Raw genomic sequence first — 15,185 nt, 5'->3', positions numbered from 1 at the left:
GCGGGCGAGCCGGGGCCTGGCCGGCATCGCCGGATTCCCACGGACCGGCCGGGGCGGACAGAAACGGCCGGAGCCCCCGCACAGTGGGCTCCGGCCGGTCCGCCGCGGATGTTCCGGTTACAGCGCCAGGCCGGTGAGGACCAGCACCCGCTCGTAGGTGTAGTCGTCCATGGCGTAACGCACGCCCTCGCGGCCCACTCCGGACTGCTTGGCGCCGCCGTACGGCATCTGGTCGGCGCGGTAGGAGGGAACGTCGCCGATGATCACGCCGCCCACCTCCAGGGCGCGATGGGCCCGGAAGGCGGTCTGCAGGTCGTGGGTGAAGACGCCCGCCTGCAGTCCGTACTTCGAGGCGTTGACGGCGGCGAAGGCCTCGGCCTCACCGTCGGTCCTCTGGATGTGCAGGACCGGGCCGAAGACCTCCTCGTCGGCGAGGGTCGCGGTGTCCGGCACGCCGGTGAGGACCGTCGGGGCGTAGGTGGCGCCGTCGCGCCTGCCTCCGGTCAGCAGCGTGGCACCGGCGGTGACGGCCTCGTCGACCCAGGACTCGACGCGGCGGGCGGCGTCCTCGCTGACCAGCGGGCCGACGTCGGTGGCCGCGTCGGAGGGATCACCGGTGACGAGGGCCTCGACGGCCGCGACGATCTTCGGGACGAGCCGGTCGTATACGGCGGTGTCGGCGATCACGCGCTGCACGGAGATGCAGGACTGGCCGCCCTGGTAGTTGGAGAAGGTCGCGATGCGCGTCGCGGCCCAGTCCAGGTCCTTCTCGGAGGCGTAGTCGCCGAGGACGACGGCCGCGCCGTTGCCGCCGAGCTCCAGGGTGCAGTGCTTGCGCGGCACCGACTCCATGATCGCGTAGCCGACCGGGCCGGATCCGGTGAAGGAGATCACCGGCAGCCGCTCGTCCTGGACCAGGGCCGGCATCTTGTCGTTGGGCACGGTCAGCACGGACCAGGAGCCGGCCGGGAGGTCGGTCTCGGCGAGCAGCTCGCCCAGGACCAGGGACGAGATCGGAGTGGCCGGCGCCGGCTTGAGGATGATCGGCGCACCGACGGCGATGGCCGGGGCGACCTTGTGGGCGCTCAGGTTCAGCGGGAAGTTGAAGGGCGCGATGCCGAGGACCGGGCCGCGCGGGAAGCGCCGGGTCAGTCCGAGGCGGCCGGTGCCACCCGCGTCGGTGTCGAGCCGCTGGGCGTCGCCGCCGTTGAAGCGGCGGGCCTCCTCGGCGGCGAACCGGAAGACGGAGACGGCGCGGCCGACCTCGCCGCGGGCCCACTTGACGGGCTTGCCGTTCTCGGCGGAGATCAGCTGGGCGATCTCCTCGGTGCGCTCGGTGAGACGGCGTACGACGTGGTCGAGCGCGGCGACCCTCACGTGCGCGGGCGTCGCGGCGAACTCCTCGCGCACCGCGTACGCGGCGGCGACGGCCTCCTCGACCTGGGCGTCGGTCGGCACGGCGACGGTGCCGACGAGGCGGCCGTCGTACGGGTTGGTGACGTCGAAGCTGTCCTCGCCGGTGGCCTGGCGGCCGGCCAGCCAGAAGGCATGGGTGGAAGTCATGGCGGTTCCGGCCCTTCGGGGGTGGTGAACACGATCGCCGGGCGCCGCGAGGGCACCCGTCGGCCCCACCGTAGGGTGAGCCGGCACGGATGAGGTTTGTCCTGTGTGGAGTGGAACGGAGGCCCGGTGCTCCGGTTTGTCGTAGCGGGCGGGTGCTACTGCGCCCCCGACGAGGCGGCCGTCGCCTTCAGCGCCAGCCACAGCTCCATCCGGACGTCCGGGTCGTCAAGGGAGCGGCCCAGGATCTCCTCGACCCGGCGCATCCGGTAGCGCAGGGTGTGGCGGTGCACCCCCAGGTCGGCGGCGGCGGCGTCCCACTGGCCGTGCCGGGAGAGCCAGGCGCGCAGGGAGGCCACCAGGTCGCCGCGGCCCTTCGCGTCGTGGTCCCGCAGCGGGCGCAGCATCCCGTCGGCGAAGGCCCGTACGGCGTCGTCGGCCAGGAGTGGCAGGACCGAGCCCGCGGCGAGCTCCTCGTGCTCGACCAGGGCCCTGCCCCGGCGGCGGGCGACCGAGAGGGCCTGCTCGGCCTGCTTGTAGGCGGCGGACACGGCGATCGGCCCGGAGGGCGCGGACATGCCGACGACCACGTCGGCGTCGTCGGCACCGGACTCGCGCACCGGCCGGTCGTCCGCGGCCCGAGCGTGGGCCGCGCCGGCCGCGACCGCCGCTCCGCCGTCCACCGCCAGCACCACGAGGCGTTCCCCCTCGGGCACCATCAGGAGGGTCTCGCCGGACCGGGAGGCGGCGGCCTCCATCGTCTCGGCGAGCAGCTCCGTCCCGGAGGCGGCCGGGGCCTCGGCGATCAGGAGGCGGAAGGGGGCGTCGAGCAGCCCTCCGTACAGGTCTCCGGCGACGGCCCGGGCGTGGTCGGACTCTCCCGCGAGCAGCATCCGCAGGACGGCGGCGCCGAGGCGCTGCTCGGCGCCCTGGAGGGCGCGGGAACGGGCCGTGGTCAGCGTCAGCAGGGCGACCGCGGAGTGCACCGCGTACCTTTCGGCCGTGCCGAGCGCCGCCCCCGTGCCCACGGCCAGCGCCCCCCTGCTCCGGCGGCCGGCGCCGAGGGACTGGAGTTCGACCCGGTCGTCTCCCTCGCTGTCGCCGACGACGGCGCTGGCCGGGGCAGGACGGTCCCGCAGCCGCTCCACCTCGGGGGTGAGCCGGGCGGCCCGTCGGGCCGCCCAGTCGGGCGCGGCGGCGACGACCGCGCCCGAGGAGTCGTACAGGGCGGCCCAGCCGTCGACGTGCGCGGCGAGGCGGGTGAGCAGCTCGGCGGGGCCGTCCCCCGCGACCGCGGCCCGGGTCAGCTCGCGCTGGGCCTCGAAGCCGGCCGTGACGGACCTGTACTGGTCGGCGGCGATCGCCGCGGAAACCGCCTTGCTGATGGCGAGGAACGGGGTGCGTCTGGGCACCTCCAGCAGCGGCAGCCCCGCCTCCTCCGCGGCGTCCACGAGCGCCGCCGGAATCTCCTCGTAGGTGACGCCCACACCGAAGCCGATGCCCGCGACCCCAGCGCCGGCCAGCCTCTGCACGTAGCGGAGCATCGTCCCCGGGTCCCGGGCGTCGAGGTTGGTCGCGGTGACGAGGAGCAGCTCACCACCGTCCATGTACGGCACAGGGTCGGCGAGCTCACTGGCGTGCGCCCAGCGCACGGGCGTGGAGAGCCGGTCGGCGCCCGCCCGGACGGTGAGCTTGAGCGCCGAGTGCTGGACGAGCGAGGCGAGAGTGGGAGGCATGGGACCGCCGGACCTCTGGGAGTCGATGGCGCCGTCCGTGCGGACGGCTCGATGGGGCCGCCCCGCTTGGACGGCTCGAATGCGCCGCCCCGTACAGACGGCCGCACTCGATTCTGCCAGGGCGGCAGAGTCCCCGAAACCTCCCGCTCAGCCGCCCAGCTCGACCAGGAGCGGTGGCGCGTGCTCGCCGTCCACCGTCGTCAGCGACAGGACCGCGTGACCGGCGGGCAGCTGGTAGGCGAGCTCCGACGCGGACCAGCGTTCCCGCTCGACCCTCCGTACGGTCACGGCGTCCCTGGTCACGGCCTTGCCGGTGACGAGCTTGCGCAGTCCGTGCAGGGCGCGGGTGAACGGCTGGTCCGCGAAGACCGCGTGCTGGGCGACCTCGCGGGTCTCCACCCACTCCTTGCCCCACACCTCGGCGAAGCGCTTGCCGTCCCAGGTGGTGACGCCGCTGAACGCCATGCAGCAGCCGACCGCACCGAGCAGCGCGGTGTGCAGCCCCTCGGGGACGTCGTCGACAGTGCGCAGGGTGAGGACCGCTCCCGCGTTGACCGAGCGCAGCCGCCGGACGCCCCGTACCGTCTCCGCGGTCACCGTGTGCGTGGCGTCGTCCAGGACCAGGCAGAGGAAGAGCGACCGGTCGGCGCGGGCCGCGGCGACGGTCGTGAACTGGGCCAGGACGAGCCGGGTGAGCAGTCGCGACGCCTCGGCGTGGGCCCGTTCCGGCAGGTCGATCCTGACCCTCAGCGGCAGGTGCTCCAGGGAGCGCAGCGAGAAGGGCCGGGCCTCCTCCCCTGTCGTGAAGAACGGCGCGAAGGCCGGCCTGTCGAGCAGCGCGATCCGGTCGGCGAGCACCGGTCCGGGGTCCCCGGCCCCGCCCTTCTGCCGCGTGCGGGCCTCCAGCTCGCGCAGCATGGCCTGGTGGCCGCCCGCCGCGAGCGCCTCCCGCAGGGTCCCGACGGCTGTGAGGTCCCCGTCCAGGAGCTCGCGGAGCGCGGACACGCCGGGGAAGTGCCCGTGGACGGCGCGGTAGGGACCGAGCAGCTGGGCGAGGACGGTGGCGGCGCGGCGGCTGTCCAGGTGGGTGACGTCACCGACGAGTCCCTCCGCGAGCACGCTCGCCGCCTCGTCGGGGTCGGTCGTCCCGCCGTACAGGTCGAAGTCGTGCACCGAGGCCGGGTCGCCGATCCGCACCACGACGTCGAACGCGTCGTCCGGGCCGAGCTCTCCTCCCGCGCCCTGGACGGCGAGGACCGCCGCCCGTCCGGCGAGCGCCTGCAGGGCGAGCGACTCGACGACCGGTCGCACCAGCCGCGCGGACTTACCGGCCCCGGGGGGACCCACGGCCAGCAGCGAGGTGCCCAGGAGCGCGGGTTCCAGGGCGATGCCCGAGCCCCGGCGGGCGTAGGGGTTGCGCGGGTCCTCGGCACAGCTGCCGAGCCGGACCTGGCCGGTGAGCAGGTCGTGCCGGGCGGTGCGGAACGGGAGGTCCCGGGCACCGGAGGGGTGGAGGGCGGCGGCACCGCCGGCGCGCAGGACGGCCTCGTCGAGGGCGTCGAGGCGCTCCGGACGCGCCCGGCCCACGGTCCAGGCGTGGCGCACGCGCGCGACGTCGACGTCGTTCATACGGCCGGCGCGCACAGCGGCGGTGAGCGCCTCGGCGGCGTCCGTCCGGCCCGCCGCGCGCAACTCCGGCCACTGGTCGGGCGTGGGGGCGTCGGGGGGCGCGTCCGGTACCCGGGGCGCTGTGGCCGCGCCCCGGCCGAACCGGTCGGCGAGCAGTCGGCGCCACCGGCCGAGCCGGGCGAACGGCCAGAGCACCGCGAGGGCGATCAGCGTGTAGATCACGTTGACGACGGCCTGGCTCTGGTAGATCTCGCCGCCCGCGACCGAGGCCACGAGGATCAGGACGGGCCGGACGACCGGTACGCCGTCCTTCCACACGAGGAGTTCGGCGAGAGCCCCGCCGGCGGCGGTGGCCAGGGCGAGGAAGGGCTGCCCCCGGCCGGCGACGTGACGCCGGAAGAGTTCCGTCCAGTTGCCCAGGCGTCCGCAGCCGTAGACCAGGAGGCCGAAGAGGACCGCCTCGTAGACCGTGAGGGCGTCGGCACCCTCGATGGTGCGGGGTCCGCCGAACGTACCGGCGTACCACCAGTCCCCGGGGGTGAACAGCTTCAGCGGGACGAGCCGGTAGGGGATGTAGCCGTTGCGCCAGAGGGACCACAGGAGCAGCCCGCTGAGCACGGAGATGAGCACGCCGACCAGGAGCGAGCGGTCGGACACGCCCTCGGGCTTCTCGGGCGGGCGCGGAGTGTGCCCGTAGCGCCACACCCCCGGCTCACGCACGGGGCGCGGGGTGCGCAGCCACTCCCCGACGGCGTCCTCCCCCGTCCCCGTCGGCGGGCGCCGTGGGTGCGGGGCGTAGGTGGGGGGCGGTGGCGCAGCGGGTGGTGGCCCGGCAGGGCGGGGCACCCGGTCCGCGCCCGTGCCCCGTGCGTCGTACGTGCCTTCGGTGTCCATGAACCGCTGCCCCCTGACCAGCCAGGTCCGCCTTCTGCACCGGCCAATCTAGTGCCCGGGCACCGGGAGTTCAGCCATGCGGCCGTACGGCCCGGCCGGGACGCCGCCGGAGGGCCATGTCGGGACGCCGCCGGAGGGCCCTGATGGGGTATCTGTCCGCCGCGGACAAGGACACGCCCCCACCACTCCCGATCGGAGCATGACCGCTGCCCGCACCCGCCCCTAGCCTGCAGAAACAGAAGCGTCCGAAACACCCCCAGGAGCCCCGCATGTCCGACATCCCGCAGGAGCGCCGCGTCCTCACCGCCATCCCCGGCCCGAAGTCGGCCGAGCTGCAGGCCCGCCGTGTCGCGGCCGTGGCCGCAGGCGTGGGTTCCACCCTGCCGGTCTTCACCGCCCGGGCGGGCGGCGGGATCATCGAGGACGTGGACGGCAACCGGCTGATCGACTTCGGCTCCGGTATCGCCGTGACCTCGGTCGGCGCGTCCGCCGAAGCGGTCGTGCGCCGCGCCTCGGCGCAGCTCGCCGACTTCACCCACACCTGCTTCATGGTCACGCCGTACGAGGGGTACGTCGAGGTCTGCGAGCAGCTCGCCGAGCTCACGCCGGGCGACCACGCCAAGAAGTCGGCGCTGTTCAACTCGGGCGCCGAGGCGGTCGAGAACGCGGTGAAGATCGCCCGTGCGTACACGAAGCGCACCGCGGTCGTCGTCTTCGACCACGGCTACCACGGCCGCACGAACCTCACCATGGGCATGACGGCGAAGAACATGCCGTACAAGCAGGGCTTCGGCCCGTTCGCCCCCGAGGTCTACCGCGTGCCGGTGGCGTACGGCTACCGCTGGCCGACCGGTGCCGAGAACGCCGGCGCCGAGGCGTCCGCGCAGGCCATCGACGAGATCACCAAGCAGATCGGCGCGGACAACGTCGCCGCGATCATCATCGAGCCGGTGCTCGGCGAGGGCGGGTTCATCGAGCCGGCCAAGGGCTTCCTCCCGGCGATCGCGCGGTTCGCGAAGGACAACGGCATCGTCTTCGTCGCCGACGAGATCCAGTCGGGCTTCTGCCGCACCGGCCAGTGGTTCGCGTGTGAGGACGAGGGCATCGTGCCCGACCTGATCACCACGGCCAAGGGCATCGCGGGCGGGCTTCCCCTCTCCGCCGTGACCGGCCGCGCCGAGATCATGGACGCCGCCCACGCGGGCGGCCTCGGCGGGACCTACGGCGGCAACCCGGTGGCCTGCGCCGGTGCGCTCGGCGCCATCGAGACGATGCGCGAGCTGGACCTGAACGGGAAGGCCAAGCGCATCGAGGAGGTCATGAAGGGCCGCCTCGCCGAGATGCGGTCGAAGCTCCCGAACGGGGACGTCATCGGCGACATCCGCGGCCGCGGCGCCATGATCGCGATCGAGCTGGTGAAGCCGGGCACGAAGGAGCCCGACGCGGCCGCCGCCGGCGCCCTGGCCAAGTCCTGCCACGCGGAGGGCGTGCTGGTGCTGACCTGTGGCACGTACGGCAACGTCCTGCGCTTCCTGCCGCCGCTCGTCATCGGCGAGGACCTGCTGAACGAGGGCCTGGACGTCATCGAGCAGGCGTTCGCACGCCTCTGATCCGTGCGAGTCACGCAGACGCCGGCCACCGCTCCGGGGAGCGGTGGCCGGCGTCGGCGTGAGGGCGTGTGAAGAAGGTGTGCGGGGGCCATGGCGGGTTACCGTTGGCCCTTCCGGCCGCTCCTTCCTCTGACGTACGGTTTTCCCAGATGAGAGAAACACCCCGCCCGCAGGGGACTGCGGGTGATGCCGGGCCGGGGCTCCCCCAGCGCCGTTCCGGCCGTGCCATCGCGCACACCGCTGGAGCCTCGGGCTCCGGGACTCCTCACCGATCGGATGGCCGCTCGCCCCACACCCCCCGGGGCGCGCGGCAAACCGATCCGACCGGCCACCTCGGAACAATCCCCCCTGTTCCCCGGTGGCCGGTTCTTCTCGTCGGGGCGGTCGTGGCGCTGACGGCGCTCTTCACCGTGATCACCTGGCAGGTGCTGGCCGACGGCCCTCTGCTCGATCCCGACGAGCGCCTCGGCCTGGAGCTGGCGGGGCGCGGCCCCGCTCCGCTCGCGGACCTCTTCGCCGACCTCGGCAACATGCAGGTCGCCGTTCCCGTGCTGGCGTGCGCGGTCGTCGTGGCGTGGCTCCGCCGTGCACGGCGTGCCGCCCTGTGCGCCGTCCTGGCCATGGCCGCCGTGCCGGTGCTCGTCGTCCCGCTCAAGCTGTGGACGGACCGTCAGGGACCGCTGACGGAGGCGACCGGCTACTACCCTTCGGGCCACACGACCACGGCGATGGTGGCGTACGGGGCCGCGGCCCTGCTGCTGGCCCCGTACCTGCGGCGGACATGGATGACGCTCGTCGCCGCCGTCCTGCTGACGGCGGCGACGAGCGTCGGTCTGGTGCTGCGCGGCTACCACTGGCCGCTGGACGTGGTGGCCGGCTGGTGCCTCAGCGGGGTGCTGCTGATCGCCTTGCGGATGGGCGCCGGGAGCGGTCAGCCTCCGAAGTAGGCGTCGAAGTTCTTCGAGAACTCCCAGTTGTTGAAGCGGTCCCAGTTGATGGACCAGGTCATCAGCCCACGCAGCCCGCTCCAGGTGCCGTGCGTCCGGTAGGTGCCGCAGTCGGTCTTCTTCGTCAGGCAGTTCAGCGCCTTGGTGACCTCCGCGGGCGAGGTGTGTCCGTTGCCCGCCTGGGTGGAGGCCGGGAGGCCGAAGGCGACCTGCTCGGGGCGCAGCGCCGGGAAGACCCGGCTCTGGTCGCCCGCGACGGGGAAGCCGGTGAGCAGCATGTCGGTCATGGCGATGTGGAAGTCCGCGCCGCCCATCGAGTGGTACTGGTTGTCCAGGCCCATGATGGAGCCGGAGTTGTAGTCCTGGACGTGGAGCAGGGTGAGGTCGTCGCGCAGGGCGTGGATGACGGGCAGGTAGGCGCCGGCGCGCGGGTCCTGGCCGCCCCAGGGTCCGGAACCGTAGTACTGGTAACCGAGCTGCACGAAGAAGGTCTCGGGGGCCATGGTGAGGACGAAGTCGTCGCCGTACTTGGCCTTGAGGGACTTGACCGCGGAGATCAGGTTGACGATGACGGGGGTCGTCGGACTGCGGAAGTCGGTGTCACCGGTGGCGAGCGAGAGCGAGTGGCCCTCGAAGTCGATGTCCAGGCCGTCGAGGCCGTAGGTGTCGATGATCTTGCTGACGGAGGTGACGAAGGTGTCGCGGGCCGCGGTCGAGGCGAGCTGCACCTGGCCGTTCTGGCCGCCGATCGAGATCAGCACCTTCTTGCCCGCGGCCTGCTTGGCCTTGATGGCGGCCTTGAACTCCGCCTCGCTCTCCACACCCGGGCACTCGGCGACGGGGCAGAGCGAGAAGCGGATGTCCCCGGAGGTGACGGAGGTGGGCTCGCCGAAGGCCAGGTTGATGACGTCCCACGAGTCGGGCACGTCGGCCATCCGGGTGTAGCCGGAGCCGTTGGCGAAGCTGGAGTGGAGGTAGCCGACGAGTGCGTGGGCCGGGAGGCCGGCGTCGCCCCCTCCCCCGCCGCCCGCGGCCGTGGTGGCGCTCACGGCCGCCGACCTGGGCGACTCGCCGGCGGCGTTGACGGCCGAGACCTGGAAGGTGTGCGCGGACGACGCCGCCAGCCCCGTCACGGTCGCGGAGGTTCCGGTGGTGTCGAGGACCTTCGTGCCGGACCGGTAGACGCGGTAGCCGGTGGCACCGGTGGACGCCGTCCAGGACAGCGGGACGGAGGAGGCGGTGGCCGTGCCGGCCTTGAGCCCGGTGGGTGCGGCGGGCACCGCGACGGGACCGCCGCCGGGGCCGGTCAGGGAGAGGTCGTCGGCGTAGTAGGCGGGGGTGCCGTACCAGCCGTGGGTGTAGACGGTCACCGAGGTCGTCGAGGGGCCGGTCCTGAACGTGGTGGTGAGCTGCTTGTACGCACCGGCGGACTGGGTCCAGGTGGAGACGTCGGTGGTCCCGGTGCCGGACGCCCCCAGATAGACGTAACTTCCCTGCACCCAGGCGCTGAGCGAGTAGGAGGAGTCCGGCTTCACGGTCACCGTCTGCGAGCACCGGGCGTTGTCGCTTCCCGCCGGGGTCGCCTTCAGCGCCGAACTCCCGCCGTGGACGGGCGTGCTGACGGCCGCGCCGCTGCCACCGGAGCAGCTCCAGCCGTCCAGGCCCGCCTCGAAGCCGCCGTTGCGGGCGAGATCGGCGTCGGCCGCCCCGGCCGCCGGGGCGGTGGCGAGAAGGGTGCCGGCGGCGAGAACCACCGCCGAGCACACGGCGAGAAGTCCGGAAGGTCTCAGGGGTGGTCCACTACGTTCCACAACAGCCTCCGTGCAAGGGGGGATTGAGCCGTCCGCGCACAACATGGTCCAGACCAATCATGTTGTCAAGACCTCTGGCGGTTGTTCAGCCCCCGCCTCCCCTCGCGCCTCGCGCCGCGGCGGCCTCGTGCAGAGCCAGCTCCAGAAGGGTGGTGTCGGTGAGCGTGCCCGAACCGTCCGGCGGGATCAGCCATCGCACCCCGCCCACGGTGCCGCCCGGCCGGGGGACGACGATCCAGGTCCCCGCGCCGACCCCGCGGATGCCCGTCCCGATCCAGCGGGCCGCCGTCCCCGGGGGCACGAAGAAGCCCATCCTGGAGTCACCGAAGTCGGCGAGGACGGGGCCGGGCCGGCTGACGAGGCGCGTGAGCACGTCGAGCGTCGGATAGCCGAGCTCCCCCGGGACGATCAGCACGTCCCAGCGCTTGCCGGCGGGAAGCAACGCCATCCCGTGCGGATCGCGCTCCCACGCCCTCCGGCAGGCATCCGGATCCGGTGCCACCGATGCGAGCCACGCGACCGCGGCTTTCGCCCCCGTGCCGGCCATGAGCCACCTTCCCTTCCCGTGGGCACCGGCGGCTGGTGCCGGTGCGTTCAGGGGAGAGAGGGCGCGGACAGCGGATCATGACGCGGGTTCGGGCACCCGTCTCCGGTGACCTGTGTCACCAGGGCTCAACTGTCGAAACCCAGCCCCAGCCGGTCCATGGCCTTCAGCCACAGGTTGCGGCGCCCGCCGTTGCTGTCGGCACGGGCGAGGGACCGCTTGGTGATCTCGATCCCCGCCCAGGCGAGGGGCTCCGGCGGGAACGGCATCGGCTTGGAGCGGACCATCTCCAGTCGGGTCCGTTCGGTCTCCTCGCCGGCCAGCAGGTCGAGCATCACATCCGCGCCGAAGCGGGTGGAGCCGACACCGAGTCCCGTATATCCGGCGGCGTACGCGACACGTCCTTGATGGGCCGTCCCGAAGAACGAGGTGAAACGCGAACAGGTGTCGATCGCACCGCCCCACGCGTGCGAGAAATTCAGTCCGGAGAGCTGCGGGAAACACTCGAAGAACTGCCCGGCGAGTTTGAGGAACGTCTCCGGCCGCTGGTCCAGATCGGCGCTGAGCCGGCCCCCGTACGGATAGATCGCGTCGTATCCGCCCCACAGGATCCGGTTGTCCGGGGAAATTCGGAAGTAATGGAACTGGTTGGCGCTGTCGCCCAGTCCCTGCCGGTGCTTCCAGCCGATGGAGTCGAGCTGTCCGGGGGTGAGCGGCTCGGTCATCAGCGCGTAGTCGTAGACCGGCACGGTGTACGGCCGCACGCGCCTGACCAGTGAGGGGAAGACGTTGGTGCCGAGGGCGACCCGGCGCGCGAACACGCGGCCGTAGGGGGTACGGACGGCCATCCCGCCCCCGGAGCGGACGAGGTCCAGGCCCCGGGTGTGCTCGTGGATCCGTACGCCGAGGTCGAGGCAGGCCCGCTTGAGACCCCAGGCGAGCTTGGCCGGGTTCAGCATCGCGACGCCGCGCCGGTCCCAGAGACCGCCGAGGAAGGTGGGCGAGTCGACCTCGGCGCGTACGGCGTCGCGGTCCAGGAAATCCACCCCGGTGATGCCGAGCCGCTGGATCTCCGCGTGCCATTCCCGCAGCTCCTCGAGCTGATGGGGCTGGGTCGCGACGTCGATCTCACCGGTTCGCTCGAACGCGCAGTCGATGCGGTAGCGGGCGACCGCCTCCTCGATGGCATCGAGATTGCGCGCGCCGAGCTCCTCCAGCGTGCCGATCTCCTCCGGCCAGCGCTCCAGCCCGTTGGCCAGACCGTGGGTCAGGGACGCCGCGCAGAATCCGCCGTTGCGGCCCGAGGCCGCCCATCCCACCTCGTTGCCCTCGATCAGGACGACGTCGCGCCCGGGGTCCCGCTCCTTGGCGAGCAGCGCGGTCCACAGTCCGCTGTACCCGCCTCCGACAACCAGGAGGTCGCAGTGCTCGTCCCCCGTGAGGGCGTCGAGTGCCTCGGGCTTCGCCGGGTCGTCGAGCCAGTAGGCGACCGGCCTGGCGCCGGCGATCGATTCTGCCGCGGTACGCATGGCGACGGGGGCCATGTTTTCCAACTCCTTCAGGACTTTCAGGTCCGAGCGTTGTTCTTTCGCCGGTTCGCGACGAGCTGGCCGGCGAGAACCACCAGTACCGCAATGATGAACATCGCGGTCCCGATGACGTTGATCTGCACGGGTGTGCCGCGTTGCGCCGATCCCCAGACGAACATGGGAAAGGTGACCGTGGATCCCGCGTTGAAATTGGTGATGATGAAATCGTCGAAGGAGAGCGCGAAGGCGAGCAGTGCTCCCGCGGCGATTCCGGGCGCGGCGATGGGAAGGGTCACCCGGACGAAGGTCTGCACGGGTCCCGCGTAGAGATCACGGGCGGCCTCCTCCAGTCGCGGGTCCATCGACATCACCCGCGCCTTGACCGCCGTCACCACGAAGCTCAGGCAGAACATGATGTGGGCGATCAGGATGGTCCAGAAGCCGAGCTGGGCGCCCATGTTGAGGAAGAGCGTGAGCAGCGAGGCGGCCATGACGACCTCGGGCATGGCCATCGGCAGGAAGATCAGCGAGTTGATCGTGCCGCGCGCCCGGAACCGGTAGCGGACCAGCGCGAACGCGATCATGGTGCCGAGCGCCGTGGCCCCCAGCGTCGCCCAGAAGGCGATCTGGAGCGAGAGGGAGAGCGAGCCGCACATGTCGGCGACCCCGCAGGGGTCCTTCCACGCGTCCAGGGAGAAGTCCCGCCAGGCGTAGTTGAAGCGCCCCTTCGGCTTGTTGAAGGAGAACACCATCACGACGGCGTTCGGCAGGATCATGTACGCCAGGGTCAGCAGACCCGCGAGCACGACCAGGTTCCGGCGTATCCATCGGAGTACGGGCATCAGACCAGGTCCTCCGTACCGGAGCGGCGGATGTAGACGGTGACCATCAGCAGGACGATCGCCATGAGGATGAACGAGAGGGCCGCGGCCGTCGGATAGTCCAGGACTCGCAGGAACTGGCTCTGGATGACGCTGCCGACCATCTTGGTGTCGGTGGAGCCGAGGAGCTCCGCGTTGACGTAGTCGCCGCTGGCCGGGATGAAGGTCAGCAGCGTGCCGGAGACGACGCCGGGCATGGAGAGCGGGAACGTCACCTTGCGGAACGTGGTGGCGGGGGTGGCGTAGAGGTCGCCCGCCGCCTCGTGCAGCCGGCCGTCGACGCGCTCCAGGGAGGTGTAGAGCGGAAGGATCATGAACGGCAGGAAGTTGTACGTGAGACCGCAGACGACGGCCATCGGGGTGGCGAGGACGCGGTTGTTCTCGGTCCAGCCGAGCCAGCTGGTGACGTCCAGGACGTGCAGGGTGCCGAGCACGTCCACGACGGCACCGCCGTCGGCGAGGATCGTCTTCCATGCGAGCGTGCGGATCAGGAAGCTGGTGAAGAAGGGCGCGATGACCAGCACGAGCACCAGGTTGCGCCAGCGGCCGGCCTTGAAGGCGATCAGATAGGCCAGCGGGTACCCGAGCAGCAGGCAGAGGATCGTGGCGGTGCCCGCGTACAGCAGGGACCGGATGAACTGCGGGTAGTAGTCGCGCAGTGCGTCCAGGTAGGTCTGGAAGTGCCAGGTGACCTCGAAGCCCTTCTCCAGCGAGCCGGTCTGCACCGAGGTGGAGGCCTGGTAGACGAGCGGCAGAGCGAAGAAGACGACCAGCCAGAGGATGCCGGGGAGCAGCAGCCAGTAGGGGACGAGCCGTTTGCGGGTGGAGGGCTTGCGGAGCTTCGGCTCCCCGGGTCCGGTGGGCGGCGCGGGCGGCGCCTCGGTGAGGCTCACGCCGCGTCCTCCACGCTCGCCGCGCCCGCGTCGATGTCCTGGTCCGCGTCGAGTCCGAAGGTGTGGGCGGGGTTCCAGTGCAGGACGACCTCGGAGCCGGGGAGGAGCCCCCCGCGCCTGTCGACGTTCTGCTCGTACACCTGGAGGGTCTTTCCGGCCGGGCTCTCCACCACGTACTGGGTCGAGACGCCGATGAAGCTGGAGTCGACGACGCGGCCGGTGACACGGTTGCGGCCGACGGCTATCGCGTCCGCGTCGTCCGCGTGGGCGAGCGATATCTTCTCGGGCCGGATGCCGAGCAGGATGCGCCCGCCGGTGGTGGTGGGTGCCTGGCAGCGCTCGACCGGCAGGGTGAGTTTCCCGCCGCCGGCCGCGACGACGACCTCGCTGCCGGTGGAGACGATCTCACCCCCGATGAGGTTGGAGGTGCCGAGGAAGTTGGCGACGAACGTGGTGCGCGGGGTCTCGTAGAGGTCGGCGGGGGCGCCGAGCTGCTCGACCCGGCCGCCGTTCATCACCGCGACGGTGTCGGCCATGGTCATGGCCTCCTCCTGGTCGTGCGTGACGTGGACGAAGGTGATGCCGACCTCGGTCTGGATGCGCTTGAGCTCCAGCTGCATCTGGCGGCGCAGCTTGAGGTCGAGGGCGCCCAGGGGCTCGTCGAGGAGGAGCACCTGGGGGTGGTTGATGAGCGCGCGTGCCACGGCGACGCGCTGCTGCTGGCCGCCGGAGAGCTGGTGGGGCTTGCGGCGGGCGAAGTCGCCGAGCTGGACGAGCTCCAGCATGTCGTCGACCTGCTTCTTCACGGACTTGATGCCGCGCCGCCGCAGCCCGAAGGCGACGTTCTCGCTGACGTCGAGGTGCGGGAAGAGCGCGTAGCTCTGGAAGACGGTGTTGACCGGCCTCTTGTACGGGGGCAGGCCGGTGATGTCGCGGCCGCCCAGCGACACCGTGCCGGTGGTCGCCTCCTCCAGTCCCGCGATCATGCGCAGGGTGGTGGTCTTGCCGCAGCCGGAAGCGCCGAGCAGGGCGAAGAAGGAACCCTGCGGGACGGTGAGGTCGAGCGGGTGCACCGCGGTGAAGGAGCCGTAGGTCTTGCTGATCCCGGTGAGTCGGACGTCGCCGCCCGCGGTCTGCTGCTGTGTCATGGG

At 72.0% G+C, this 15,185-nt stretch carries 11 protein-coding genes; 2 read left to right on the top strand and 9 right to left on the bottom strand.

The window, feature by feature from the left end; all coding sequences use genetic code 11:
• Positions 1-117 precede the first annotated feature (117 nt).
• The 3 genes from ACIRJR_RS26700 to ACIRJR_RS26690 all read right to left on the bottom strand — a co-directional run bounded on the left by ACIRJR_RS26700 (position 118) and on the right by ACIRJR_RS26690 (position 5,819).
• Positions 118-1,563: an aldehyde dehydrogenase family protein gene (locus ACIRJR_RS26700; RefSeq protein WP_403785033.1), complete on the bottom strand. Its 1,446-nt coding sequence runs from the start codon at positions 1,561-1,563 to the stop codon at positions 118-120.
• 155 nt (positions 1,564-1,718) lie between these two features.
• Complete coding sequence (locus ACIRJR_RS26695) at positions 1,719-3,296, bottom strand: PucR family transcriptional regulator (RefSeq protein WP_403785031.1); 1,578 nt, start codon at positions 3,294-3,296, stop codon at positions 1,719-1,721.
• 147 nt (positions 3,297-3,443) lie between these two features.
• On the bottom strand, positions 3,444-5,819 hold the full coding sequence (locus tag ACIRJR_RS26690; RefSeq protein WP_403785029.1) for an ATP/GTP-binding protein: 2,376 nt from the start codon (positions 5,817-5,819) through the stop codon (positions 3,444-3,446).
• Positions 5,820-6,088: 269 nt separating this feature from the next.
• Here ACIRJR_RS26690 and gabT point away from each other — a divergent pair, with 269 nt between their 5' ends.
• Positions 6,089-7,429, top strand: a complete 1,341-nt coding sequence (gabT, locus tag ACIRJR_RS26685; protein ID WP_403785027.1) for a 4-aminobutyrate--2-oxoglutarate transaminase — start codon at positions 6,089-6,091, stop codon at positions 7,427-7,429.
• Between the two features lie 386 nt (positions 7,430-7,815).
• Positions 7,816-8,376: a phosphatase PAP2 family protein gene (locus ACIRJR_RS26680; RefSeq protein WP_403785025.1), complete on the top strand. Its 561-nt coding sequence runs from the start codon at positions 7,816-7,818 to the stop codon at positions 8,374-8,376.
• Here the strand turns inward: ACIRJR_RS26680 and ACIRJR_RS26675 are convergent.
• From ACIRJR_RS26675 to ACIRJR_RS26650, 6 genes are all read right to left on the bottom strand, one after another.
• Positions 8,361-10,187 (bottom strand): chitinase, encoded by a 1,827-nt coding sequence (locus ACIRJR_RS26675; protein ID WP_403785023.1) that lies wholly within the window; start codon positions 10,185-10,187, stop codon positions 8,361-8,363. The two genes, ACIRJR_RS26680 and ACIRJR_RS26675, sit on opposite strands and share 16 nt — an antisense overlap.
• A gap of 85 nt (positions 10,188-10,272) precedes the next feature.
• Positions 10,273-10,734, bottom strand: coding sequence for a hypothetical protein (locus tag ACIRJR_RS26670; protein WP_403785021.1), 462 nt, complete (start codon positions 10,732-10,734; stop codon positions 10,273-10,275).
• Positions 10,735-10,859: 125 nt separating this feature from the next.
• The gene (locus tag ACIRJR_RS26665) at positions 10,860-12,275 is read right to left on the bottom strand and encodes an NAD(P)/FAD-dependent oxidoreductase (RefSeq protein WP_403785019.1); all 1,416 of its coding nucleotides are present in this window, start codon (positions 12,273-12,275) and stop codon (positions 10,860-10,862) included.
• 23 nt (positions 12,276-12,298) lie between these two features.
• On the bottom strand, positions 12,299-13,102 hold the full coding sequence (locus ACIRJR_RS26660; protein WP_403785017.1) for an ABC transporter permease: 804 nt from the start codon (positions 13,100-13,102) through the stop codon (positions 12,299-12,301).
• Complete coding sequence (locus tag ACIRJR_RS26655; protein WP_403785015.1) at positions 13,102-14,034, bottom strand: ABC transporter permease; 933 nt, start codon at positions 14,032-14,034, stop codon at positions 13,102-13,104. The genes ACIRJR_RS26660 and ACIRJR_RS26655 overlap by 1 nt, the downstream gene beginning before the upstream one ends.
• Positions 14,031-15,182, bottom strand: a complete 1,152-nt coding sequence (locus tag ACIRJR_RS26650) for an ABC transporter ATP-binding protein (protein ID WP_403785013.1) — start codon at positions 15,180-15,182, stop codon at positions 14,031-14,033. The genes ACIRJR_RS26655 and ACIRJR_RS26650 overlap by 4 nt, the downstream gene beginning before the upstream one ends.
• Positions 15,183-15,185: the final 3 nt, after the last annotated feature.

The organism is Streptomyces sp. NPDC102402 (genome assembly GCF_044765765.1).
In the GTDB taxonomy this organism is placed as follows: Bacteria; Actinomycetota; Actinomycetes; order Streptomycetales; family Streptomycetaceae; genus Streptomyces.
The sequence above is the reverse complement of the archived record's forward strand: the minus strand, read 5'-3'. Positions and strand labels throughout refer to the sequence as shown.